Origin of the sequence: Streptomyces spororaveus (assembly GCF_016755875.1) — a bacterium.
Classification (GTDB): domain Bacteria; phylum Actinomycetota; class Actinomycetes; order Streptomycetales; family Streptomycetaceae; genus Streptomyces; species Streptomyces spororaveus.
The window spans coordinates 23,061-45,946 of record NZ_BNED01000003.1; the positions used below are offsets into that span (position 1 = coordinate 23,061).

Annotated in this window: 21 protein-coding genes and 2 pseudogenes; 8 read left to right on the plus strand and 15 right to left on the minus strand. The window is 69.1% G+C overall.

Going from position 1 to position 22,886, the window contains the following annotated elements; genetic code table 11:
* Nucleotides 1–346 precede the first annotated feature (346 nt).
* Together Sspor_RS01205 and Sspor_RS01215 are read right to left on the minus strand one after the other, a co-directional pair.
* A pseudogene (locus Sspor_RS01205) lies at nt 347–595 on the minus strand (tyrosine-type recombinase/integrase); the annotation flags it as partial.
* Between the two features lie 353 nt (nt 596–948).
* Nucleotides 949–1,584 carry a hypothetical protein gene (locus Sspor_RS01215; RefSeq protein ID WP_202197305.1) on the minus strand — a complete coding sequence of 212 codons (636 nt, stop codon included), beginning with the start codon at nt 1,582–1,584 and terminating at the stop codon, nt 949–951.
* A gap of 454 nt (nt 1,585–2,038) precedes the next feature.
* On the opposite strand from Sspor_RS01215, the gene Sspor_RS01220 reads away from it, so the two are divergent.
* A complete protein-coding gene (locus Sspor_RS01220) occupies nt 2,039–2,206 on the plus strand; it encodes a hypothetical protein (RefSeq protein ID WP_202197306.1) in 168 nt (55 codons plus the stop codon).
* Here Sspor_RS01220 and Sspor_RS01225 read toward each other — a convergent pair.
* The 3 genes from Sspor_RS01225 to Sspor_RS01235 all read right to left on the minus strand — a co-directional run bounded on the left by Sspor_RS01225 (nt 2,161) and on the right by Sspor_RS01235 (nt 5,760).
* Nucleotides 2,161–4,050: a Kelch repeat-containing protein gene (locus tag Sspor_RS01225; protein ID WP_202197307.1), complete on the minus strand. Its 1,890-nt coding sequence runs from the start codon at nt 4,048–4,050 to the stop codon at nt 2,161–2,163. The genes Sspor_RS01220 and Sspor_RS01225 overlap by 46 nt on opposite strands.
* A 444-nt stretch (nt 4,051–4,494) precedes the next feature.
* Nucleotides 4,495–5,324, minus strand: a protein-coding gene (locus tag Sspor_RS01230) for an IS5 family transposase (protein WP_372499549.1) whose coding sequence is annotated in 2 segments (ribosomal slippage) — nt 4,495–4,983 and nt 4,986–5,324 — 828 coding nt in all. Because the reading frame shifts where the segments join, the coding sequence is not laid out codon by codon here.
* A 67-nt stretch (nt 5,325–5,391) separates the two neighbouring features.
* The gene (locus tag Sspor_RS01235) at nt 5,392–5,760 is read right to left on the minus strand and encodes an ATP-dependent DNA ligase (RefSeq protein WP_237403584.1); all 369 of its coding nucleotides are present in this window, start codon (nt 5,758–5,760) and stop codon (nt 5,392–5,394) included.
* Nucleotides 5,761–6,233: 473 nt separating this feature from the next.
* Here Sspor_RS01235 and Sspor_RS01240 point away from each other — a divergent pair, with 473 nt between their 5' ends.
* From Sspor_RS01240 to Sspor_RS01255, 4 genes are all read left to right on the plus strand, one after another.
* Nucleotides 6,234–7,850, plus strand: a complete 1,617-nt coding sequence (locus tag Sspor_RS01240) for a right-handed parallel beta-helix repeat-containing protein (protein ID WP_202197308.1) — start codon at nt 6,234–6,236, stop codon at nt 7,848–7,850.
* Between the two features lie 142 nt (nt 7,851–7,992).
* On the plus strand, nt 7,993–8,628 hold the full coding sequence (locus Sspor_RS01245; protein WP_202197309.1) for a TetR/AcrR family transcriptional regulator: 636 nt from the start codon (nt 7,993–7,995) through the stop codon (nt 8,626–8,628).
* Nucleotides 8,629–8,656: 28 nt separating this feature from the next.
* Complete coding sequence (locus Sspor_RS41430; protein ID WP_372499552.1) at nt 8,657–9,034, plus strand: DUF3618 domain-containing protein; 378 nt, start codon at nt 8,657–8,659, stop codon at nt 9,032–9,034.
* A 29-nt stretch (nt 9,035–9,063) separates the two neighbouring features.
* Nucleotides 9,064–9,339 carry an isoamylase early set domain-containing protein gene (locus tag Sspor_RS01255; protein WP_202197512.1) on the plus strand — a complete coding sequence of 92 codons (276 nt, stop codon included), beginning with the start codon at nt 9,064–9,066 and terminating at the stop codon, nt 9,337–9,339.
* A gap of 261 nt (nt 9,340–9,600) precedes the next feature.
* On the opposite strand, the gene Sspor_RS01260 is transcribed toward Sspor_RS01255, so the two are convergent.
* The 5 genes from Sspor_RS01260 to Sspor_RS01280 form a co-directional block, all read right to left on the minus strand.
* Nucleotides 9,601–9,840, minus strand: a complete 240-nt coding sequence (locus Sspor_RS01260; protein ID WP_202197310.1) for a hypothetical protein — start codon at nt 9,838–9,840, stop codon at nt 9,601–9,603.
* A 95-nt stretch (nt 9,841–9,935) separates the two neighbouring features.
* Entirely contained in the window at nt 9,936–10,463 is a 528-nt protein-coding gene (locus Sspor_RS01265; protein ID WP_202197311.1) for a hypothetical protein, read from the minus strand.
* Nucleotides 10,464–10,632: 169 nt separating this feature from the next.
* On the minus strand, nt 10,633–10,941 hold the full coding sequence (locus Sspor_RS01270; protein ID WP_202197312.1) for a hypothetical protein: 309 nt from the start codon (nt 10,939–10,941) through the stop codon (nt 10,633–10,635).
* Nucleotides 10,942–10,995: 54 nt separating this feature from the next.
* A complete protein-coding gene (locus tag Sspor_RS01275; protein ID WP_202197313.1) occupies nt 10,996–12,222 on the minus strand; it encodes an IS110 family RNA-guided transposase in 1,227 nt (408 codons plus the stop codon).
* Between the two features lie 530 nt (nt 12,223–12,752).
* The gene (locus Sspor_RS01280; RefSeq protein WP_202197314.1) at nt 12,753–13,439 is read right to left on the minus strand and encodes a ribonuclease FAU-1 family protein; all 687 of its coding nucleotides are present in this window, start codon (nt 13,437–13,439) and stop codon (nt 12,753–12,755) included.
* 498 nt (nt 13,440–13,937) lie between these two features.
* On the opposite strand from Sspor_RS01280, the gene Sspor_RS01285 reads away from it, so the two are divergent.
* Nucleotides 13,938–14,366, plus strand: a complete 429-nt coding sequence (locus tag Sspor_RS01285) for a hypothetical protein (RefSeq protein ID WP_202197315.1) — start codon at nt 13,938–13,940, stop codon at nt 14,364–14,366.
* 71 nt (nt 14,367–14,437) lie between these two features.
* Here Sspor_RS01285 and Sspor_RS01290 read toward each other — a convergent pair whose 3' ends face one another.
* Together Sspor_RS01290 and Sspor_RS40145 are read right to left on the minus strand one after the other, a co-directional pair.
* Nucleotides 14,438–16,009 carry a replication-relaxation family protein gene (locus Sspor_RS01290; protein WP_308445511.1) on the minus strand — a complete coding sequence of 524 codons (1,572 nt, stop codon included), beginning with the start codon at nt 16,007–16,009 and terminating at the stop codon, nt 14,438–14,440.
* A gap of 880 nt (nt 16,010–16,889) precedes the next feature.
* A pseudogene (locus Sspor_RS40145) lies at nt 16,890–17,069 on the minus strand (BRCT domain-containing protein); the annotation flags it as partial.
* Nucleotides 17,070–17,660: 591 nt separating this feature from the next.
* On the opposite strand from Sspor_RS40145, the gene pip reads away from it, so the two are divergent.
* Entirely contained in the window at nt 17,661–18,788 is a 1,128-nt protein-coding gene (gene pip / locus Sspor_RS01300; RefSeq protein WP_237403585.1) for a prolyl aminopeptidase, read from the plus strand.
* A gap of 413 nt (nt 18,789–19,201) precedes the next feature.
* Nucleotides 19,202–19,624 carry a hypothetical protein gene (locus tag Sspor_RS01305; protein ID WP_202197317.1) on the plus strand — a complete coding sequence of 141 codons (423 nt, stop codon included), beginning with the start codon at nt 19,202–19,204 and terminating at the stop codon, nt 19,622–19,624.
* A gap of 89 nt (nt 19,625–19,713) precedes the next feature.
* On the opposite strand, the gene Sspor_RS01310 is transcribed toward Sspor_RS01305, so the two are convergent.
* From Sspor_RS01310 to Sspor_RS01320, 3 genes are read right to left on the minus strand one after another with little or no spacing between them, the layout of a single operon-like run.
* On the minus strand, nt 19,714–21,447 hold the full coding sequence (locus Sspor_RS01310) for a site-specific integrase (RefSeq protein WP_202197318.1): 1,734 nt from the start codon (nt 21,445–21,447) through the stop codon (nt 19,714–19,716).
* Nucleotides 21,444–21,764 (minus strand): helix-turn-helix domain-containing protein, encoded by a 321-nt coding sequence (locus Sspor_RS01315; protein ID WP_202197319.1) that lies wholly within the window; start codon nt 21,762–21,764, stop codon nt 21,444–21,446. The genes Sspor_RS01310 and Sspor_RS01315 overlap by 4 nt, the downstream gene beginning before the upstream one ends.
* An 18-nt stretch (nt 21,765–21,782) precedes the next feature.
* On the minus strand, nt 21,783–22,844 hold the full coding sequence (locus tag Sspor_RS01320) for a tyrosine-type recombinase/integrase (RefSeq protein ID WP_202197320.1): 1,062 nt from the start codon (nt 22,842–22,844) through the stop codon (nt 21,783–21,785).
* Between the last annotated feature and the right edge of the window lie 42 nt (nt 22,845–22,886).

Consider the following 22,886-nt stretch of genomic DNA (forward strand, 5'->3'; position numbering starts at 1 on the left):
AGATGAGTCGTCGCTGCGAGCAGGCTTGGCGTCTGCTGCTGAACGGTTCAAGCTGTCACCGGACGGGCTTGAGAGCCTGGTCCCAGTCGATGACGTGCTGGCAATGGCGATCAGAAGTCGGAGCAGTCACTGGGCAGAGCGTGCAGTCTGCTGGATGTCTGAGAGGGCTATCCCAGGAGACCAATTGGTCCTACTTCGGGGATTGTCCACGGCCGATTGGGCTAATCAACGGACACGGCATACTGCCAGGCGTCTTGTGAAGGGGGTCGAGCAATAAACAACCAGATGCCCTCCCGGACCCTTCGGGAGGGCATCTGGCCGCTTGACGGCAACGCTGACGGCAACGTCAGCGGACAGTTGGTGCGGCGGGCGGCTCGAAGGCAGTGCCAGGGGCTGCGTTGAGAGCACCCGTCAGACTGTCGATGGCTTGGCGTTGGAGGCCGAGTCGGACGTGGGCGTAGACGCCGGCGGTGACGCCTATGTGGGCGTGGCCGAGGAGTTCCTTGATCACGACGAGGTCGACGCGTTCCAGGAGCAGGGTGGCGGTCGAGTGGCGGAGGTCGTGGAAGCGGATGCGGCGGAGTCCAGGCCGGTCTGCTCGCCGATTCCCGTGGCCCACAGCGGCTCGTGCGGCGGCGCCGACAGCAGCAGGCGCAGCACCTCGACGGTCGGGCGGGTCATGCGAGGTCCTGTCACGGTGCCCTACGCCACCATGCCTGTCGACCGTAGGTCAAGAATGAACCACGCTCACTCAGCAGACGTTGCCAGTGGCGGCCGAACGACGAACGGCCCTCGGCACCGATGTGCAGGCCGCCGAGCTCGTTCAGGTGAGTCGGCACCTGGGGCTCGTCGGCCCGGTTTCCTATGGGCAACCGGAAGTACGGCATGCACGCTGCGGTTGCCTGGGGGCAACCGGCGCGGAGCATCTCTGTCGTGGGTTGCCGCCGTCTACTCGGCACCCTCCGTCTTGGTGGCTGATTCGGAGACTGAACAGTCGAGGCACTCGGGGACAGTGGCAGTCGTGTGTTGGAGGCCGTCGCAGTTCTCGCACCGGGGGTGTGCGGTGGCGTCACCGAGTTCCTCGAGGGTGGCCTGGAGGCGACGTAGCATGCAGTCGGCCTGGGAGATGGCGGCCGGGGCACGCTGGGACGACATCCACCGAAGTGGACCGAGAAGAGCCTGTGCGAGGCCGACAGCGGTGCTCGCGGCGTACGCCCATCCGTCGGTCGCGACGGTGGGGTCGTCGGGAGCGTCCTCGTGGGGAAGTCCGACCGACCAGGGCGGCACCGTCATGGTGAGGGAGTCCAGCCGGTCACCGGCGAAGCCGAGTTCGAACCAGGCACGCCGGACCTGGTCCTCGGCCAGGGGCCACTCCCAGGGGCCGGTGAAGTAGGCGCGTGCGTGGCCGGGGCCGGCAACGGATTCCTCGTAGCCGACGCCTGCGGAGCGCCAGAGCAGGGCCCACAGAGCGGCCGTGCGCAGTTCGGGGTCGTGGCTGCTGTGGCCCAGGTCGTCGGGGACGTCGATGCCCAGGGCCGTGAGGGCAGCGAGAAGCTGCTCGTCGGTGGTGTGCGAAGGGGTCATGTCCTGCCTACAGGGGGCTCGGTGTCTGCGGGGCCGGAGGAGAGCGTGCTCCGTCCCCCATGAGCGTGCAGCACGGACCTCGCCGACAGGGCGCGACGCAGCGACCGGCGGATGGCCGCGGCAAGCACCAGGCCGGCCCGGCGGCGCGTCCACGTCCTCGCAAGCCCCTCGTACCGGCACAGTGTTCGGAGGCGCCTCAGCCGTCGAGCACGGAGTCACATCCGAAATCGGTCAAGAGACCGGTCCCAGACAGCCATAGATCAACTTCTGAAATGTTATGGATTCGGGCACACATAATGGCACCGGCCTGCGGCGACGTTTCTGGGGATGTTTCCTACTGGGGTCGTATCGTTCACAGGAGATCATTCTTCGCCGTCTGAGCGGTTCACGCACGGGGCCGCGACCCGTGTAATCGGGTCACAGCGTCGGCACTACGGCCTCCATAGTGGTGCCCGTGACCACCGAACTCTCCGTGCTCCAGCGGCACAAGCCCGTATCTCGGGACGCCACCATACGGATGCTGCTGGACCAGTCCAAGCGCCGCGGGCGGGCCGTCCCGATCCGGCGCGCCTTCGTTCAGATCGCCAGCCCGGGCCCCGGCCTGTCCACGTACATCACGTAGAGCTTGTTGTTGAAGTACGCGGCGGCGGCTGCTTCCTTGGCCGCGGCCCCGGGGACCCTGTGGGCGCTGTGCCAGGAACCGCTGAACTCACCCGCCCAGAGTGCGCCGTCCGTGCCGCGCATGAGGATCGCCAGTGTGTTGGCGGCGGTGTTGGCCGCGAGGGCGGGAGCGTGGGAGGCGCGCCAGTTGGGGGAGGCGATGCCGCCGTTCACCCAGCCGCTGTTGGTGCTGACGCTGGTGTAGATCCGTTGGTCCTTGCCGGTGGCGATCCGACACAGCTGGTTGCCGTGCGGGGCCAGGGCGACGTGGGTGTCCACCCTCCAGTCGAGGTTGTCCTCGGACCATGCATTCCAGGCGGTGCCGTTGTGCCGGGCGAGATAGAGGCGGTCGTCGAGACCGCAGACGACCATCCAGGGCTGCCCCCCGAGGGCGGCCAGGGCGGGGCTGTGCAGCGCGGAGCCGGGCCTGACGTCGTGGCCGCGCCAGGTTCCGGAGGCGAAGGTCCGGGTGTAGACCTTGTTGTCCATCCCGGTGACGGCGTAGTACAGCCTTCCGTTGGCCGAGGTCACGCCGGGGGCGTGCCAGCTGCGGTCGGTGGAGACCCGGGCGGGGGTGGTCCAGTTGCCGCTGGTGTCCATGCTGGCCCACATGACGGCCTGGTCGTTGGTGCGGATGTAGAAGAGGTACAGCTTGTTGTCGTGGACGGCCAGGGTGGGGCCGCTCAGACCCTGGAAGGGCAGGGTGGTCGGCGCGCTCCACGTGGTGTCGGTGCGGATGACGCACTGCAGGTCGTTGGCGGGGAAGGGGATCTTGTCTCCGGTGAACCTCACCTTCAGTTCGTGGTGGCCGTCACCGGCGAAGTGCCACTGCGCGCTGCCGGTGTGGGAGAGCGCGGCCAGGGCCTTCTGGTCGAGGTAGAGCGAGCGGGCCGCGGAGAGGTCATTCCTCGCGATCAGGTTGGTGATGGTGATCGCCATGGACGTGAGGTCCATCAGGTATCCGATGAGGTCGGGCGACAACGTGCCGATGGCATCCCAGATGAGGTTGAAGAGCAGATTCTCGTTCAGCCGGTTCATGACTTCCCGGAAGCTGTCGTCGTTGCCGTCGCCGGTGTCCCACTCCCAGCACGCGACGCTCAGGACCAGCCCGAGCCGAGCATCACCATGGAAAGCCGTCCGATGGCCGGTGAACGCCGGTGTCTGCCCCCTGTCCGTCTGGTGACCGCCGAACTCCTGCGACAGGTACGGCACGGCGTGCTGCCTGGTGTCGCTCTGGCCTCCGGAGATCCAGCGGATCTCGTCCCTGGTGCCCGGCCACCCGTCACCCACCTCGCGGTGCACGTGGAAGTTCTCGTAGTCCAGCCTGACGCGGTACAGGCCCGCCCGCTCATCGTTTTCCTGCGGCTCCTGCGGCTCGTCGCCGGCGCTCTGCGCGGTCAGATCGGCGGGGACGGTCACAGCCCATCCCCACTCGCGCATCCCCTCGGTGAACTCCGGGCTGTCGAAAGCCTCCCCCGCCGCCAGCGACTCGGGGGCGACCGCCGACCAGTTCGACTGCGCCGACCACTCCGCCGTCACCGCCGGCATGTCCTCGGCCAAGTCCGCGAAGCCGTACCCCTCGGAGACCGAACGGCCCGTGATGACCCCGGGCACCCCCGTCAGCGCCGCCCCGCGAGCCGACACCGACTCGCGGTAGACGCGGCCCCACTCCCCGACCTCCTCATCCCCCAGCGACTCCCGCAGCACGCCCAACAGCACGTGCTCCAGATCGGTGAGTTCCTCGCCCTGCCGCAACCGGTCCGCACCATGCAGCAGCACCCCGAACAACACGTTCGCCTTCGGCACCCGCGCCAGATTCCGTGCCGTCCGCGAATCGCTTCGCGAACCCGACAGCAGACCCTGCAACCGCTCCAACCGCTCTTCCGCGGTCGTTGCCCCAGACTCCATGACAGTCCTCTCAGATCGGCAGGCCCCGGGACGCGCGTGACCCGGACCCACATATGACGCTACGAAGGGTGATCAAGCTGGAGCGGTTTATGACGGTAAATAGCCAAGTAAAGGGCTTAAATACCCTCGTGACTGCCCTGCCGGACCGTGAACGCCGCTTCCCGCCCGGCGAGACCAGCGGGCCATGATCATGGCCCCGGTGATACAGGGCCGCCCCCCGCCGATTCGACCGGGTGGAGGACGCCTCACTCCGGCGGCGGAACACGTTCACCGAAGAACCGATCATGCGCCGCCCCGGCAGCGCACTCGTCCGGCGCCTACGACTAGGTTCTGTCTCTTTGGTCAGCGTCGGGTCCAGATGAGGATGCCGGCGAGGTGGAGTGCGGCCTGGTAGGCGATGGCGAGCTTGTCGGTTCGTGTGGCCAGGCCGCGCCACTGCTTGAGCCGGTTGATGCAGCGTTCGACCGTGTTCCGCTGCTTGTAGACCTCTCGGTCAAAGCCAGGCGGGCGGCCGCCTCGGTGGCCTCGCCGCAGGCGGTGGCCGATCTGGTCGGACGGCTGCGGGATGACCGCGCGGATGCCCCGGCGTCGCAGGTGGCTGCGGATGGCTCGGGAGGAGTAGGCCCGGTCGGCCAGAACGACGAAGGGGCGGGTCCGCGGCCTGCCCGTGCCTGTGCGGGGCACCCGGATGCGGGCCGTCACCGTCTCGAAGGCGGGTGCGTCACCGGCCTGGCCTGCGGTGACGGTGAATGCCAGCGGCCGTGCCCCACCGTCCGCGGCCAGGTGAACCTTGGTGCTCAGCCCGCCGCGTGAGCGTCCGAGCGCGTGATCGGAGGGCTCGCCGGAGCGGGCCGCCCCCTTTTGCGTGCGCCGGCCGCGTGCTGGTGGGCCCGGACGACCGTGGAGTCCACTGACACGGTCCAGTCGATGTCGTCGTCGGCGTCCGCCGCTGCCAGGACGGAGGCGAGGATTTTCTCCCAGGTGCCGTCGACGGCCCATCTGAGCAGTCGTTTGTGAGCGGTCTGGAACGACCCGAGCTCGTCGGGCAGGTCCCGCCAGGGCGAGCTCGTGCGGTACTTCCAAGCGATGGCCTCAAGGGTGCGGCGGTGGTCGGCCCACCGCCGGCCGCGGACCGGATCGGCCGGCATCAGCGGCTCGATCCGGCCCCACATCGCATCAGTGATCACTAATCGGACAGACACATCCGATCAACTGACCAACCCATCAAAGAGACACGCTCTAGCGCCGTCCCTGCCCTACGCCAGCGCCAAGCGTCCACCGGCCGCGCCCCGGACCCGTTCTCCCCGCTGCGCGCAGCACTGCGGGCCGGCCGGCTGCCGTGTCCCAGACGACGAGCTCGCCATCGAGGACCAGACCCTCCGGCAGCTGCCCAGCGGCCGCGACCAGATCGGGGAATCGGTCCTGGACCAGGGAACCGCGCCGGGTCTGCAGGAGCAGCCGGCCGCCCGAAGTCGCGGGGGTGAAGAGAATTGCGCGGTGGCCGTCGAACTTCTGCTCCGCCGCGAAGCCGCTCGCCAGGACGCCGGAGCCCGGAACGTACTCGGCGGCCTGGGCGAGCATCGGCTCGAAGGGCGGAGTCAGAACCACTCGGGGATGGCCTCCCTACCGGCTCTCCGTGGCCTACCGGAAGCCTCCCCCGAACAGGGCATGTAGGGCGCGTGGGTGCGGCCAGAGAGCCCTGCTGAGTCAGGCTCCCGGGTGAGCCGGCCTCTGCTGTGACTCCACAAGCCGGGCCCGGCACCCCTGGCAGAGGGCAGGCCGGGCACCCTGCGGTCCTCCGCAGCGTCAGCCAGACAGAGCAATGACATGACGTACTGTCAGAACGTTTACACATAGTCCGGGGTTGCGTTCAATTTTCGAGTCTGGAACTGTCACTCGAGTAACTCACCCCCCTCACAGCGGACTTCGGAGCGCAACGCCCCCCGGCTTCACCGCCCGGCGCCGTGCCCCAGCGCGGCGATACGGACGAAACGCCTCCCTTTGCGTGCTCTCTGCTCGCGGCCACGGCCCACGGAGGGCACCAGCCGCTTCACCAGGACAAACTGGGAGACCAGGCAACAGTGAAACGCACGAGCACCCTCGCCCTGACCGCAGCACTGCTCGCTTCATCCGCCCCGCTCGGCCTCGCCACCATGGGAGCCGGTACTGCGCACGCCGCAGCGCGCACGTACTTCGTCAGCCCCAGCGGCAACGACAGCAACTCGGGCACGTCCACCCAAGCTCCCTTCCGAACCCTCCAGAAGGCCGCGGACAGCGTCGAGCCGGGCGACACCGTCTCGATCATGAACGGCACGTACTCCGAGCGCTCGGCGGGGTCGAACGTGCTGACCATCAAGCGCTCCGGCCTCCCCGGAGCCCCCATTACCTTCACCGCTCATCCCGGCCACCATCCGGTGATCCACCCGGTGAAGGCGTGGAACGGCATCAGCGTCTCCGGCGCCTCCTACATCTCCATCAAAAACCTAGAGGTCAAGGGCAACAACGGAGCCCTCACCCTGGCCGGAGCCGAACGAGAATCGAAGAAGGGCGACCCCACCTACAACACCAACTGCATCTCCCTGGAACAGGACCGGGCCACGGGTGCGCTGTCGCACCACGTCGAGGTGGCCGGTAATGAGGTGCACGGTTGCGCCGGCGGCGGCATATCGGCCATCGACTCCGACCACGTGACCATCTCCGGCAACCACGTGCATGGGACCTCCTGGTACGCGGTGTACGCAACCAGCGGCATCTCCGTCCTCACCCCACGCGACGTCGGGGGCGGCGACGCCGGGACGTACAAGATCCGCATCACCGGCAATCGCGTCCACGACAACGAGACCAAGATCAAATGGGAGAAGTGCGGCTGCTACTCCGACGGCAACGGCATCATCATCGACACCCTCAAGGGCGACGCCGATCACCCCGCCTACAACGGACGCGTACTGGTCGCCAACAACCTCTCCTACGACAACGGCGGCTCCGGCATCCACTCCTACAAGAGCCAGCACGTCGACATCGTCCACAACACGGCCTACGCCAACGGGCGCAGCACCCGCATGGACAGCTACGCCAACATCTTCGCGCACGACAGTACCGACGTGCGGCTGCATAACAACATCGCGTACGGCCGGCCGGGGCAAGCGACGAACAGCAAGTCCCGCAACGTGGACGTCACCTACGACTACAACATCTACTTCGGCGGCAAGGCCCCCGAGGTCCAGGGCCCGAACGATGTCATCGCCGATCCGAAGTTCGCCAAGACGGGCACCGGAGCCGACGCGGACTTCCGGCTGAGCGAGGGCTCCCCCGCCGCCGGCTCGGGTACGCCGTTCGCCGCCGTCACCACCGACTTCACCGGAGCCCGCCGGGCCGTTGGCACGCCCGACCGGGGCGCCTACGGCTTCGGCGCCAAGAACAGCAGTAGCCCGGGAAATGCTTCCGACGCCTCCTCCCCCGGCCGGCAAGGGGACGCCCCCGCCGGAAGCGGTCAGTCCGCCGGAAGTGACCCCGCCGCCTCACCGGGCGTGCAAGCCGGCGACGGCACCGATGGCGGCTCCGGGCTGAAGCCGCAAAGCGCAAGCGGTCCGCTCGCAGAGACAGGCGGCTCCAACCCTGCCCTGCCGCTGGGCATCGCGGCAGTGGTCCTCGCCATCGGCGGCGGCCTCCTCTTCGCGGCGCGACGCAAGCGCTCCTGATCCCTTCGGATCACTTGGGGCGCCAAGACGTGGTGCCGGCCCCGACTCCTCTCCAAGGGTCGGCACCACCGCGCGCCCGCCGGACCCGCACTCACGAGCCCGGCTCGCCGGACGGGCTTCGGCCCCTGACAGACTGGCCACTATGGCGGCGGCAAGGCACCGGATCGAAGCGGCGGCACTCACAGGTGGGTCGGTACCCGACCCCCCGCGCGTCGCCTGGCGCAAACAGATGAGGCAGCGCGTATTGGACGCCGCTCGCGACCTCACCTGCGAAGCCGGCTGGGACCAGGTCAGCCTCTCGGCCGTCGCCGCCCGTGCCGAAGTGTCGCGCCCCTCGGTGTACAAGGAGTTCGGCAACCGCGCCGGCCTGGGCCGTGCGCTGGTAGTCCGTGAAACCCAGCAGTTTCTGGCGGGTGTGGCCGACACCCTCTATCCCGGCGCGCCCGATTCCCATGCCTGCCTCCGGGCGGCCATCCTGTACGTACTTCAGGAGGCCGACAATCAGCCCCTCATAAAAGCCGTCATCACAGCCGCCCGAAAGGGCTCCGACAGCCTCCTGCCCTACCTCACCGCCCGAGCGGACCCGATCTTCGACGCCGGTCAAACCCTCGTCCAGGGCTGGCTGGCCACGCGATACCCACAACAGCACACAGAGTCTCTGCAAATGGCCGCGGACGTCATCGTCCGCATGACCATCAGCCATCTCATCCTGCCGGGCGACGAACAACACCTCACTGCCCAAAGACTGGCGACTGCAGCCCTGAAACTACTGCAGTAAGTCGGCCTGCAACGGGAGCGGCGGGGTATTGCCCCGAAGATACGATCAGCCCCAGGGCGATGGATGTGCGCCTACCTCCGAAGAGCTGCGCGAGCAGGTCGAGCACACCCACGAGGAGCTCGGCCAGACTGTTGAGGCGCTGGCGACCAAGGCCGACGTGAAGGCGCAGGCCCCGCGCAGGGTCGTCTGTGTGTCTGGGCTGTGTGGCGCAGGGCCCGACCGGTGTGGCTACCGGGCGGCCGGGCCCTGCTTGCGTGGGACAACCCGTGATTCAGTCTTCCCATCTGGACTGTCACACGCGGGGGTGCCTGGGTCGTGCCGGGTGTGGCGGGTGGGTGACCCGGCGACTGGTACGGCGACGTCAGCGGGCCCAGCTCATGCCCGCCGTCGAGCATGGGTCCGTTGAGCCGCCTCACCCTCGTCTGGAGCCCTGCCGTGCTGGAACGCGCCCTGCGCAAGAACTCCGCCAAGGTCACCTTCGTCCTGCCCGCCGACACCCCCGCGGCCGAGGTCAGCGTGGTCGGCGACTTCAACGGCTGGCGCCCCGGCGTTCACGCCCTCACCCCGCGCAAGGACGGCAACCGGGCCGTCACCGTCGAACTCCCCAAGGACAGCACCCACTCCTTCCGCTACCTCGCCGCCGGCGACTACTGGTTCAACGACGACACCGCCGACGACCAAGAGGGCCCCAACAGCCGCATCCACACCTGACCCCCGCGCGGCCCCGGGCATCCACGGCACAGGCCCATGACGACTGACCCCGGCCTGAAGGCCAGTCTCCGTCTCAGGAGGCGGCTGTCGGTGTCTGGCCGTCGCGCATCGTGAACAGCCCCAGCGCCCCCGTCATCTCCAGCAGCCGCTGCAGCTGGCGCTATCGCCGCCGCACGTCCCAGGTCTGCGCTCTGGAGATGTGGCCTTCAGCGGGGGCAGTCGTCCACGGTGGGGGGATGAGCGCACTCCGCCCCGGTGACATCACCGACGAAATGGGTCGTACAGCGCCCGGCCGCCGGGCCACCGCCCCAACTCGGTCATCAGGGCGACGCCGTCCTCGATCTCCTCCGGCCGCCAGCCCGTGATGTCAAGCAGCAGTCCGTCCAACGGCCCGCCGACCAGGACGGCGTACGTGTGGTGCGGCAGCGGGCCCGGGTTGGGGTCGTCGTGATCGTGGCCGTACACCCGGCCGCGCAGCAGCTGCTCGTCATCAGCGTTCATCCGACCAGCCTCCCAGCCGCCACCGACAGCGAGGGCCGCGATGGCCGGCGGGCCCGCCCTGGATGGAGGCCGGGCCCGTCGCGTGTGCGGCCCGGCTAGCGGGTCTGGAAGGCGCCGCGGTCGATGAGGCCCTGGATGTAGGGCGGCCAGTCCCGTTCCAGGCTGGTGGTGATGGCGGCGTGGACGTCGGCGCGGACCTGCGGGGTGACGTGTTCGACGTCGCCGCCCGGGTAGTACAGGCGCACCCCGTCGCGGCTAGCGTCGCACAGGATGGCGTGGGCCTTCTGCACGAGCGTCATGTAGAGCTGGGGGACCGGTGCCCCCACGAGTTCGTCGATGACGGTTTCGTAGTCGGCGCCGAAGTCGGCCCAGTCCTTGCCCTGCTTGTCGAGCCAGAGGGTGACGTCGGAAAAGAAAACCGCTTTGCCGGGCCCGTCCTTCGGGTCGCGGGCCAGGCCCGTCGCGAGGTCGAGCGCGATGCCGGCGCTCTTGCTGACGAGGTCGCGGGGGATCATCGTCGGGGCGATGGCCACCGCGCACTCGCCCCAGCCGTCCTGGGTCTGCTCCGGCCAGGGCAGCCCCAGCACGAGCCATCCGTCCGGCGCCAGCAGCTTGTTGCTCACCGTGTACTTCCCCCTCGGTCGTGACGTCAGTGTCGTGCCGATCTTTCCGCCCGGCGGTGACGGCGGGCAAGGCGCTCTCCGGCCGCCCCGGGCTGGGACATGGCCTCTTCCCTTCGGCTATCGCGTAGGAAAGACACCTCATGCGGCTAACGGGTCAAGTTGACCTTGGTCAGCCAGCTGCAAAAGCGGCCAGCAAGGTGTCCGCTCGGACTTCCAGTTCGGGCGTCAGAGCCCCATTCACGGCCAGCCTGACCTCATCGCCGCCGACCGCGCGGGCAAGCCGAATCTCGACCTCGCGGTGCTCGCCGACCAAGGGGTACGAGTACCAGCCGTCGGTCCGCTCGTCGTCGGTCGCCTCGATCGCCAGTGCCACCGTCTCCCAGTCGGTGGCGTCGAAGCCGTAGCCCACGTAGTGCGACAGCAACTCCAGGAACGACCGCAGGTTGCGTTCCCAGATCCATCCGCCGACTTCTGCCATGGCTCCCCCTCAGTGCTCAGGAGGACAGCCTGTCATGAGCCGAGCCCTCAGTGATCAGCCAGCTGCGGTGGGAGGAGGAAACGCGATGGATGCGTCGAAGGTCACCCGGTTCTGGAGGCAGTGGTGGAGTTGGCCGAGCATGCGGTTGAACAGGTGCCGCAGGGCTTGGGCATGCCAGTCTCCGGCCTCGCGTCGGCGCCGGTAGTGGGCGTTGGCGCCGGGTGAGTGGCTGAGGGTGGCGAAAGCCCACAGGTAGCCGGCGTGGTTGAGCCGGTTGTTTTTCACGAACCTGCGGCCGACGTATTTGCGTTTGCCGGAGGCCCGCGTGATGGGGGCCGCGCCCGCGTATGCCTTCAGTCCGCCGGCGGTGGCGAACTGGGTGCGGTCGTCACCGATCTCGGCCAAGAGCCGGGCGCCGACGCCGGGACCGACGCCGGGGAAGCTCAGCATGATCGGCGCGTCGGGGTGGGTGCGGAAGGTCCGCTCCACCGCCTTGGCGAGCTCGTCGACGGCCTTGCAGGCGGCATTGAGCTGCGTGAGCAGGGCCTTGGCCTGGAGGCCCATGGCCTCCTCGACCGCGGCGGGCTGACGGCCGGCGGGCTGCCGGAAGAGCGTGTGGAGCCGTTCGGCGTCCTCGGTGATACCGCGTTTGCGGCCGGCGTTGGTCAGCATCAGCCGGAGCTTCCACGCGGGCAGCTCGGCGGCCTGGGTGGGGGTGGGAGCCGCCCCGAGGACCTTCCGGGCATCCGGCCGGGTCAGTGCGCCGGCCTTGTCCCGCCAGGCTTCGATCGCCGCGGGGTAGTACTCGCGCAGCAGCGAGCGGAGCTGGTTGGCGAGCTGCTGCCGGTTCCAGATCGCGTCCTGGTGGGCGCGGGCGAGGACGCCGATGGCCTGGGCGAGGTCGCTGTCCGCGGGCAGCGGTCGGTGCATGTGCATGTCGGTGCGGATGATGTTCGCCAGGACCAGGGCGTCGCCGGGGTCGGACTTCTTGCGGCTCACGCCGTGGCGGTCGCGGTAGCGGGATGCTGCCATGGGGTTGACCGCAAACACCTGCCGGGTGCCGGTCCTCAGGGTGGCGACCAGCAGGCCGCGACTGGTCTCGATCGCGATCGGGATCGGCGTCTCGGCGCTGTCGCCATGCTCGGCCAGGAGGTCGAGCAGGAGCTGGTAGCCGTCCAGGTCGTCGTCGATGCGGCACTTGGCCAGCTGCTTGCCGGTGTTGTCGATGATCGCGACGTCGTGGTGTCCCTCCGCCCAGTCGATCCCGCAGAACACGTCCATTCCCCGCCCCTTCGCCGGTGCTGTTGTTGACGGCGAGCACACGGGCCGCACGGCGCACTAATTCCAGGACTCCAAGGTCCGCCACCTCATCAGCCGTGCGCGGCACCGCCGGACCGCACGGGCGCACGCCGTGTCCAGAGCTCGAAGCTCGTGAGGAGTAACGCGTCACCGTGCGGCAGCTCATCCGTCAAGGTTCCCGAACCCGACGGGCCCGTGGGGGCAGAACGTGCGAGGACCGGCCGGCACCCAGCGCCACCGGTCTTTCTGCAGACCTCGCACGGTCGGAGGTGTCGTAGGGGTCACCACGGCACCGACCGGACCACACACGTCCTGCCCCGGGCTGAACACGCCGCCCCGGGCCCACCAGAGATCCAGGACCTCTAATTGCTAACGAATTAGAGGTGTCATCGGCGCGGACAGGCTTGCCCAGTGGGGCTGACCAGGAACAATGGGCAGTGTCCGATTTGCCGGGCTCCCACTCCCGGTCACACCTGCGGTCCCCCGCTGAAAGCAACCCTCCAGGCAACCGTTCAGCCCCCTTCCGGTGCAACCCTCTCCGCGGCTGCCGTAGGCCGGGGTAGGCACGGCGTGGGCCAGGCCGGCTCCCACCTCCAAGCCGCCCACCGCTCCGCCTGCGCGAAAACCCCGGAGAGTTCGGCGAGCATCGCCAGGACTTCACCGCGGGCGGCTTCGACGGCCCGGTGCTCGGTGTCGGAGACGATCCCGAGACGGCGCACGTGCGCGTACTCGTCCTCGTCCTTCCACTCCCAGCTGGCGAGGTCGGGCGTGACCACCAGGTCCACGGTGAGGTCGAGGGTGTCGAACCCAGCCGCGGTGCGGCGGGTGGGGTGCTCGAAGTTGACGTACCAGTTCCGCAGCCGGCGCCCGTCCCCGTCGGGCACGAAGAAAGCGTTGATGCTGAACCAGGCCGTGGGCGGCTTCCACAGCAGCAGGTCGGTCTCCTGCCACACCGCGCCCGCGAGCTCCCACCGGCCGTCCGCCATCGCATCGAACGCCGCCGTGCGCACCGACCGGTCCCCCTCCGCGCGGGCCTGCGCATACAGGGCGGGCCACCGGGCCTGCGCTCCGGGCGCGCAGGCGGTCACCAGCGCCTCGCCGGTGTCGCAGACGACCCGCAGTGCCTGCTCGCTCCACACCCGGCCCGACCGGTGCACATCACGCCGTACGACCGTCTGGCCCGTCTCGAAACCGCGCACCGTGTCCTCCTCCGGTCGGGCCTTGCTGTCCGGCGCGGCTTGGCCAGCTCAGCCCACCCCGGGCGGGGTGGGCAAGCCGCCGTCCGGGGGGTGGCTTACCCACCCCGCCCGGGGTGGGCAAGCCACCCCGTCCGGGGGGTGGCTTACCCAGGGTCCCCTTGGGCTTGCCCGCCGGACAGATCGGTAACCCGGGCGGGCGTGACCGATCTCCTCGGTCCATCGGTCAAACCGCACGTCAGGCCCCGTGACCGATCCATGCAACTCCCCCGCCGACCGATCACCGGCCATCGGTCAGCCGCGGCCTCACCGGGCAACTGCGCGGCGGGGCCGTGACCGACGCCGCCCCGCCCGGCGTGCTCCGGCCGGGGTGGGCAAGCCACCGGCCGAGGCGGCTTGCCCAGAGTCCCCTTGGGCTTGCCCACTCCCCCAGAACGCCCCGTTGCGGCGGTGCGCGCCGGGTAGCGTCCGGGCACAAGACGCTGAGCTTGGGGGTGGGCGTTGAGGTTCACGATCGACACCGAGACCGATTCGTACGAGGACGCGATCCCTACCGTGCGCGCGGCCTGGACGGAGGAGATGCTGCGGGCCTGGGTGAGGTCGCTGCACACGGTGGAGGAGCTGGACGTGGTGTGGCGGGTGTGCGCGCAGCCGGGCCCGCCCGGTGTCCGGGGCCAAGTCATCGCGGAGTACATCTCCCCGGAGCTGACCGGCAAGCCGGCCCTCACGGCTCTGGGCATCGTCGGCCGGCGGATGAACACGGCCGCCCGCGAACTATGGGCTTGGGAAACGCCCTTCGTGATCGACGAGGTCAAGCGCACCCGGACCGTCGACCGGTCGGTGGCCGCGATCCTGCTCGACGCCCTCGCCGAACACCCCTTGTGGCTCCGGCTGCGCCACCACAGCAACCCTCCCGCGCTCGGCTCCTGAGCCCAGCCGTCTCCTGCTGGGCAAGCCGTCCTCGAAAGGGCGGCTTGCCCAGACTCCCCGAGGTCGCGCAGCTACCCGCGACGCCTGAACAGACCCCGGACCCTCAATGTCTCCGGTTCAGCCGCCGTCGCCGCGACGTCCTCGGCCAGGCGCTGCGCCGCCCGCTCGGCCTCCGCGCGGGCGACGGACTCCTTCGCACACTCCCCGCACAGGTCGTCCCATTTCCCGGGCCACGAGGACTGCCGCACCTGCTGCCAGCGTTCGTCGGAGAACTTCGCCCCGCACCGCGCGCACACCGGCCGCTTCGCCTCCCGCTCCGCCGCCTCCCGCTCCGCCCGCCGGTCGCGGGCCTCCTTCCACTGCGCGGCGTACAGGCGGTCGCCGTCAGGGTTGTCCAGGGCCTCGGGCAGGGTCTGCCACTCCTCGCGCCCGAGCCGCCTCCACACCGCACCAGCGGCCCCGGCCGGGTCGGCGGTGATCCGCTCCAGCTCGGCGACGACCACGGGCACCGCCCGGTGGTAGTCGACGGCCGTGATACCCGCGCTACGGCCTGGGTACGAAGCGCCGGCGAAATACGTGCGGGCGGCCTGCTCCAGCCGCCGCATCCGGCTCTCCCGCTGTGCCGCCGTCTTCCCGGTGAACACGGACGCCACCGGCACGTACCCCTCGCGGCCGGTCGGCGGGTAGATCCGCGACCACAGCCGGAAGTCATGCACCGCCGCGCCCCGTGCCGCCCGCTCCTTGTTCGCGTCGGCCTTCGGCGCCAGGAGCTCGAACCAGTCGCTGTACCGACGCAGCTTGTCGACCAGGTCATCGACGGGCTCGGTGACGCGATCGACCTCCAGGAGCATCGCGGGCACCCCGGCGTCCGGGGCGCGCATCGTCAGGTCGGCGTACTGGGTGTACCCGTACGGCAGGCGATAAGCGATCTCCGTCTGCCAGGACAGCGGGGTGCCGTACCCGGCCCCGGTGAGCACGGCGGCGGTCGAGGTGACGGCGGCGGCGTGTTCGTCGTACCCGTCGGCTTCCACCGGCCGGCCTTCGTCGTCGAACTCCAGCTTGCGCAGCGCGGACATCCGTACGTTTTTCGGCAGCAGCAGCTTGGCTTCCTTGTGGCCCTTCTCGGTGAGCACCCACAGCTGGTGTCCGGACTCCAGTCGCGTCTCCACCCGGACCAGGCCCGAGCCCTTCAACGCGTTCAGGGTGTCCCTGGTCATCCGGTCATGCCTATCGGAGGGGCGCAGCATCCGCCAGAGCTGATCGGCGGTAGCCCGCTGGAAGATCCCCAGAGCCTTCAGCACTTCCTTGCGTCGCACTCCGGTCGGCTTCCAGACCTGTGTCGACCTAGGAGGGTTGTCGAACGCGTCGCGGCCCCTTGACTTGCGGGGCTGACCTGCGGATACGTCTCCGGCGGGCGAAGTGGCCGTGGAGGGGGCGATGGAGGGGCCCGTGGAGGGGGCCTGCACCTGGTCGACGTCATCGGAAGGCCGGCGGTCACGGGCGGCCTGGTGCTCGCGAGCGGGGTCGGGTGTGAGGTCGGCGGGCACGGTGTCCTCGGTTTCTCCCGGCCTGCGGGCCGGGTAGGTGAGCGTCCGGCCCGTACGCGGATGTGCGTACGGGCCGGGGTCACCGTGAGGAAGCACCCCTTGTCCGCGGTCTGACCGTCAACGACGACCAGTGCCCGATTCCTCCTTGACCATCCCCTTGACGGGTGGGTTTGTCCGTGGCCGACGCCACACCGCCCCGGCCGTCCCTTAGCCGTGCCAGCCCGAAGACCTTGAGCCGGTCTCGCACCGAGGCCGACAACGTCCGTCCCGCTCACCTGCCGCGTGCCAGGGTGGCAAACTGGCGCATCCCGACCAAGCGCCAGTTCCCCGGCTCGTCCGACCCTGCTCCGCCGTGCTCTGGCTCATCTCCCACCGAAGGACAAGGAGCCCCACGATGACCGAGCCCATTGACGCGGTCCCCACGGCCTACTCCGGAACCCGCTTCCGGTCCCGCCTCGAAGCCGACTGGGCCGCAACACGCAAACGCGGTGCAGCGGATGCCGAGCTCCAACGGCAAACGTGGAAGGTCGGCGGACCATCCCCGCAGGCGCGGGGTCGACCCACGCAGCGCATCCGTGGTCATCTGTAGCGCCGGACCATCCCTGCGGGCGCGGGGTCGACACCTCGTCGCCCCGGGCGCGGCGGAGGTGTTCGTCGGACCATCCCCGCGGGCGCGGGGTCGACACTTTCTGAGCTGCGACTTTATCGGCCGAGGTGGGTGTTTTCGTTCAGTTGCCTTTTTGGGAGGGCGGGGCGAGAGGAACACCCTGTCCAGGTCGACGGGCTGCCACCGACCGCTCAATCACACCGAGCTCGTCGGCGACCGCACGAGGTGTGCTGCTTCATCAGGAAGTCTCCCCAGCAGCTACTTGCCCCTTTCTCCATCCCGTTCTCTGCCGCATACCGATACCCCGAGTCACGGTCCTCCTTCACGCCGGGCGAACTCCTAGCATGCGCGACCGCACCGACAACCAAGCTAGGTGGTGGGGAGGAGGTCGGCGACGAGGACGGCGAATTCCTCGGGGCCGAGGATGCGGATGCCCGGTTCTTCGGCCTTGGTTCGCTTGGAGCCGGCCTTCTCGCCCGCCACCACGGGGGTGGTGCGCTTGGACACCGACGACGATGCATTTCCGCCGGCCCGCTCGATCAGCTCGTCCCGGCCTCGGTCCCTTCCTGGCCTGGAACCGCGGAGGAAGACTTTGAAGAACAGGATCGTCTGGCCCTCGTCCGTAACAACCCCGCCAGCCCGCCACGGCGTCCGGAGAGGAGCGCCCCCAAGCCCCGGCCGCGGCCGGGCCCCTGCCGAACCTCCCCCCGCGGCCCGGCCCACGGTCGAGCCCGCAGTCGGCCCGCCTGCCGCACCGGATGAACCAGCGGCCGCACCGCCTCTGCTGGCTGTCAGCAAACCCGTCTTCCATCACGACCAGAACCAGCTACCCCCCCTTCGAAGCGTCAGCCCTCCGACGCCGACACTTCGCCAGTACCTGTTCCTGAGCCGTTCATGACAGGGGCGTCCCTGTGGATCTTGGGGATATGGATTGCCGGGGCTGCGGCCCGTTCCTCTGACGGACGACACCAGAACGTCAGTGGCTAGCGGCACGAGCTGTCAGTGGTCAGCCACATGAGGCGTGTCAGTAGGCACTGGCCGAGAGCCCAGCCCCGCCGATCGTGCAGGTGCCGGAGTCACCTCGGCCGTGTTGTCTACCACAAGGCCTTGTCCACATTTAGCTGCCAGGAGATCCGAAAAATGAGCGAGCTGTACCCACCGGTCGAGCCGTACGAGAAGGGGATGCTCGACGTCGGCGACGGCAACCTCGTGTACTGGGAGGTCTGCGGCAACCCGGACGGCAAGCCCGCACTCGTCGTCCACGGCGGTCCAGGATCAGGATGCGGGACCGGGGCACGCCAGTACTTCGACCCGGACCGCTACCGGGTCGTCCTGTTCGACCAGCGCGGCTGTGGCCGCAGCACCCCCAACGCGAGCGAACCCACGACCGACATGCGGCACAACACCACCCAGCACCTGATCGCCGACATGGAGCGGCTGCGGGAGCACCTGGGTATCGACCGCTGGCTGCTGTACGGCGGCTCGTGGGGCTCCACCCTGATCCTGGCCTACGCCGAGACGTACCCGGAGCGGGTGTCGCAGATCGTCATCCCCGCCGTCACCACCACCCGGCGCTCCGAGATCGACTGGCTCTACCGCGGGGCGAGCCGGTTCTTCCCCGAGCAGTGGGAACGCTTCCTAGCGGGAGCTGGCGGCACACCGCGTGACGGTGACATCGTCGCGGCCTACGCCCGCCTGATGGAACATCCCGACCCCGCAGTACGAGAGAAGGCCACAGCCGACTGGTGCGCCTGGGAGGACGCAGTCCTGTCCGGGGAAACGAACGGCACCTCCAACCCCTACGGCGACCGCCCGCCGACCGCGCAACTGGCCCTGGTCCGCATCTGCTCCCACTACTTCTCCCACGGCGCCTGGCTGGAAGAAGGCACACTCCTGCGCGACGCACACCGGCTGGCCGGCATCCCGGGCGTGCTGGTCCACGGCAGACTCGACCTGGCCGGCCCGCTCGACACCGCATGGGAACTCGCCCGCGCCTGGCCCGATGCCGAGCTGACCATCGTCGGCAACGCAGGCCATCTGGGCAGCGACACAACACGCGCCCATGTACTCAAGGCACTCGACCGATTCGCTCGCCAGGAATGCGACCAGACCGCGCAGCGAGGTGCATGCGGAGGGTGTGGGGGTGGGTGGTCAGGCGTCGGAGTCGACTTCGGGGTGCGTGAACCGCACGGGCTTACCCAGCGACCGGGCGTAGGCGATTTCGGCTGGGGTGCTGTCTCCGATGTAGTCGCCGACGAAAGCGCCTGAGTTCGCGAATACTGAGCACTCGGCGCCCCGAACCTGGGCGCGAGTCGCGTGTCGGTTGGCGATCATCGTCGTTCTTTCATCCAGCAGGCGGGGCAAATGTCGCGGCCGTCGCGGGTCCGGTGCCATTACTGGGTTCCCAGAAGTGAGTGCGGGCTGGGCGCTGAACGGCTGAGCGCCGTCGTCAGCCCGGCGGTCCGGACGTGCCGACGACGCTCCGCGTTTTCGGCGCGGCCGTGGGCCCGACGAGGTACGCCTCGATCTGCAGCGCCGTCGCGGTTGTCCAGTTGGCATTGGCGCATGCCAGGCTTCGCAGGCCGATCACCCCATAACCTCCGCTCCGCCACACCGTTAGTCGACCCGTATGGGGAGCAGATCATTCTGCTTCCGGATCACACCTCTTGAATGGAGACTGCATGTCCGTACGATCCTGGTTCGGCGCCACGGTCCTTGCCGCCACTGCAGTCCTGGCCTGCTCGCAAGCTGCCTCGGCCCACGGTCAGCCCGGCCCCCGCGAACCGCACGCGACACGGATTTCCGCCGAGAACGCGAACGCCAACCTCTTCCCGCCGTCCATCGGCGCCAGGGCCTTTCTGTACGACGCGGAGACAGGCAAGCCCCTGGTCGGCAAGCGCGTGGAGTTCACCACGCCCGACGGCAGCGAGATCTGCCGGGGCGTCACCAACGCCGAGGGCGAGGCCGCATGCACCGGCCCCCTCCGCCTGGGCACGGCCAGCGCCGGCACGCTGACCAATGGCTACGTCGCTACCTTCCGGGGCGACGAGCACTACGGCTCCTCCTACGCGTTCGGCACGGTGGGCCTGCTGGTCCACCCCTGAACGAAGTCCGTTCTGGAATCCTCCCCTGTCCCGCGCGGGTCGCGCTGGTCCGCGGCGTCGGGATCGCTCATCACCACCACCCCACAGACCTATCCAGTTACCCAGCCGGATGCGTCGGCGCTGTCCGTGGGGTCGGGGTGGAAGAAGCGGGTGTAGCGGAGTCCGGTCTCCGGAGTGATGTTGAACACCGCGCATAAGTGCTGCGGGTCAGCGCCGGTGACGGCGGCCTCTTCGAGGATCCGGTCCTCGCGAAGTTGCTGGGCGGTGACCGGGAGGCCGCGCAGCAGAGGCTGCATCCAGCCGGTCGTGACCGGGGCGCGGGTGTGCGCGGTCTGCGAGCTGATGAACAGGTGAGGGTTGCGGGTATGTGGCCAGCGCTGGTGCCGGAGGTGGATGTAGTCGACGGCGGCCTGCTGGGTGAAGGCGTCGAGAGGGTGATCGATGTCGCCGAGCGTGAGCCAGCCGCGGGTGAAGTCGATGGCGGTCAGGGGCAGCGCTCGGGCCTGGTGCGGGTAGAGCGCATGGATGCCGACGAGGGCGATCAGCAGCTTCAGGGCGGGGTTGGTTTCGGCGGCTGCGGTCAGACGCTGGATCGTTTCGGGGCTCAGCGGCATGGGCACCGAGCTGGGCCGGGATCCCAGGCTCACGCCGCGTGCGGGGTTGGCGAACAACAGCCGTTCGCTCTTGAGGGTCTTGAACATGTCGCGCAGCGCGACGGCTTCGGTGTGCGGTGCCGCGCATTGGGCGAGCCACTCGGTGACGTCGGCACGGCTGACCTGGCGGAGGGTGCGGTAGCGCTGCGAGCAGGCAAGAAGGAACGGGATCGCGGAGTTGGCCTGGTTTCGGACCGTGGTAGTCGAGCGGGGACGGCGGCGAGGTCCGCCGTGACGGACGATGCGGATCCACACGAGGGCTTCTTCGCGGATCTCCGGGTGCACGCTGGCCAGTCGGCGGTGGATCCACGCGTCGAGGGGGTCGATGCGGTCGTCGTCGAGGAGAGCGAGGTGGGCAAGGACTTCGGTGACCCGGATGACGGCACGTCGGTTTTGCTGACGCGGCAGCGAGGCAACGGTGCTGGCCTTGATCGTCTCGTGCGGACCGTGCACAGCGGTCAGTAGGTACAGGCTCTTCTGGACGCGCTCGCGCAAGGCTGGTGACCAGCCTTGGGTCTCGGCGCTGGCATCGGCCTGTGTGGCGACGTAGGCGGTGAAGGCTGAATCGATCGGCGTGACGTCGGTCACGGTGACGCGCGACATGTCCCGAGCTGCGATGAACAGCGGCTCCTGGCGCCACCGGGGTGTCGCCCAGAAGGCGATGTCGGGCTGCTGGTGCGCCGCGGGGGCTCCGTATCCTTGCGGTCGAGCGGCGGCGGCAAGGTGCACCCGCCGGACCAGATCGGCGAGGAACAGCTGCTGCCCGGTGTTGGCCGCGGTGGACCAGTCCGGGCGCTGCCATGTGCGCGGAACTGCGAGAGCTTGGCAGCGGCACAGTCGGCACATCCCCTGTTTGAAGAGCGGCACGGTGCGGCGGCAAGTCGCGCAGGTGCCGGTCTGGTGGCCGCGGTTGCGTAGGGAGGTGCAGGCCGCGCAGCGGCCGTGGCGGCGCCAGAGGCCCCAGGCAAGGCAGTCGCTGCAGCTGTCCGGGGACGGCACGCGGGGATGGCATCGGCGGCAGAAGCCGCCGGCGTAGTGGGCGTCGCTGCCGCAGGCCTTGCAGTTTGGAGGCGGAAGGTTGGGATGCAGGCAGCTGAAGCAGCGGGCCCGGCCGTACTCCGCGATCTTCTCGCCGCACTGCTTGCACGATCGGGGACGCAGGTGGCTCACAGCGGTGGTTCCGTCCGGCCGACCCTGCGTTCGAGCCTAGGGCGCTCGCCCGCGACCGCCGCACGGGCGGGAGTGCTCGCAGGTCGCTGAGCGCGGGCCTTCTCCGGTTCTCGGACCATGAGGTCGTTGGGTTCGCAGCCAAGGACCTCGCAGATGATGTCGAGGTCGTCCAGGCGGATCGTGACCGGCTGCCCGGACCACAGGTTGGACATCTTCCCGGCGCTGATCACCAGGCCGGCGTCGGCGAGCATCGCCTGCAGCTGCGATGACTTCCAGATGTCGCGTTGCGCGGCGGCCAGCCGCAGGTTCCACTTCATAAGGGCTCCTGTCCAGGGCTAACCGGTGAACCGGGACGTCCACCGCTGTCCGGCGGAAATCCAGGCATCCTCGATGTGGGTCTTGTTGACGTGGACGTAGATCATCGTGGTGTTGATCCAGCGATGGCCGAGCAGCTCCTGGACGGCGACGACGTTCATCCCCTGCGCGTACAGATCCGACGCGGCGAAGTGCCGCAACGCGTGCGGGGTGGCACGGCCGGTCCAGCGGGGGAGGTGATGCTGCACTGCCTCCGCCATGCCGCCCCGGATCGCGCTGGTGCTCACGCGCTTGCAGCGCCCGCCGGTGTCGCGGCGCTCGGACGGAAACAGTGGTGCGCCTGGCTCATCGAGCTGGTCGTCGAACTCCCACCGCGGTCCCTGGAGCCACCATTCGAGGAGCTCGCGGGAGCCGTTGATGAGCGGGACCAGGCGCTCCTTCTTCTGGCCGCGACTGCCCTTACCGCGCAGCAGTACCTTGCCGAAGGTGCCCAAGTCCCAGCGGATGTCGTGAACTTCGAGCAGACACAGTTCCGAGACCCGCGGGCCGATGAGGCTGGCCAGGCGACATGCGGTGTAGTTGCGGACGGTCGGCGCGTACTTCCGAGCCGCGTGCAGGTCGTCGCGCCAGCCGGCGAAGAGCCGGTCGACGTCCGCGGCCGGCGGCGGGATCCGCACCCGCATGTTGGTATTGCCACGGGGACGGTTGATCTCGTCCACCGGGCACTGCACCAGCACTCCGGTGGCAGCGTGGATGTCGGCCTGGTGCCGCACCTCCAGGAACTCGAAGTACGTGGCCAGCGCCTGCGCCTTGCGCACCTTCGTCAGCGTGGCCAGTCGGCGCTGGTCCTCGCCGAAGAAGCGGTCGAGGTCGGTGGGAACCAGCTCCCAGAGCGGGCCGCCGAACCATCCTCGGATCTCCATCAGGGCGTCCACGTCGCCGGAGATCGTCTCGTCGGCGAGTCCGGCCGCCGCCCGTGCGAGCACAAACTCCGACAGCAGGTCCTGCTCGAAGTCCGCGACGTCTTGCGGTGACTGCAGCAGCGGTCGAGATCGGATTGGTGCAACGACTGCGAGCGACATCCCGCCCCCTCAACTTCCCGAAACGTAGGGAATCTCAGGCTG

Excerpts from the sequence above, each read along its gene's own strand:
- Sspor_RS01215 (WP_202197305.1), bottom strand. The coding sequence starts at position 1,584 with ATGACCCCTTCGCACACCACCGACGAGCAGCTTCTCGCTGCCCTCACG.
- Sspor_RS01245 (WP_202197309.1), top strand. The coding sequence starts at position 7,993 with ATGGCGGCGGCAAGGCACCGGATCGAAGCGGCGGCACTCACAGGTGGG.
- Sspor_RS01260 (WP_202197310.1), bottom strand. The coding sequence starts at position 9,840 with ATGAACGCTGATGACGAGCAGCTGCTGCGCGGCCGGGTGTACGGCCAC.
- Sspor_RS01270 (WP_202197312.1), bottom strand. The coding sequence starts at position 10,941 with ATGGCAGAAGTCGGCGGATGGATCTGGGAACGCAACCTGCGGTCGTTC.
- Sspor_RS01275 (WP_202197313.1), bottom strand. The coding sequence starts at position 12,222 with ATGGACGTGTTCTGCGGGATCGACTGGGCGGAGGGACACCACGACGTC.
- pip (WP_237403585.1), top strand. The coding sequence starts at position 17,661 with ATGAGCGAGCTGTACCCACCGGTCGAGCCGTACGAGAAGGGGATGCTC.
- Sspor_RS01305 (WP_202197317.1), top strand. The coding sequence starts at position 19,202 with ATGTCCGTACGATCCTGGTTCGGCGCCACGGTCCTTGCCGCCACTGCA.
- Sspor_RS01315 (WP_202197319.1), bottom strand. The coding sequence starts at position 21,764 with ATGAAGTGGAACCTGCGGCTGGCCGCCGCGCAACGCGACATCTGGAAG.
- Sspor_RS01320 (WP_202197320.1), bottom strand. The coding sequence starts at position 22,844 with ATGTCGCTCGCAGTCGTTGCACCAATCCGATCTCGACCGCTGCTGCAG.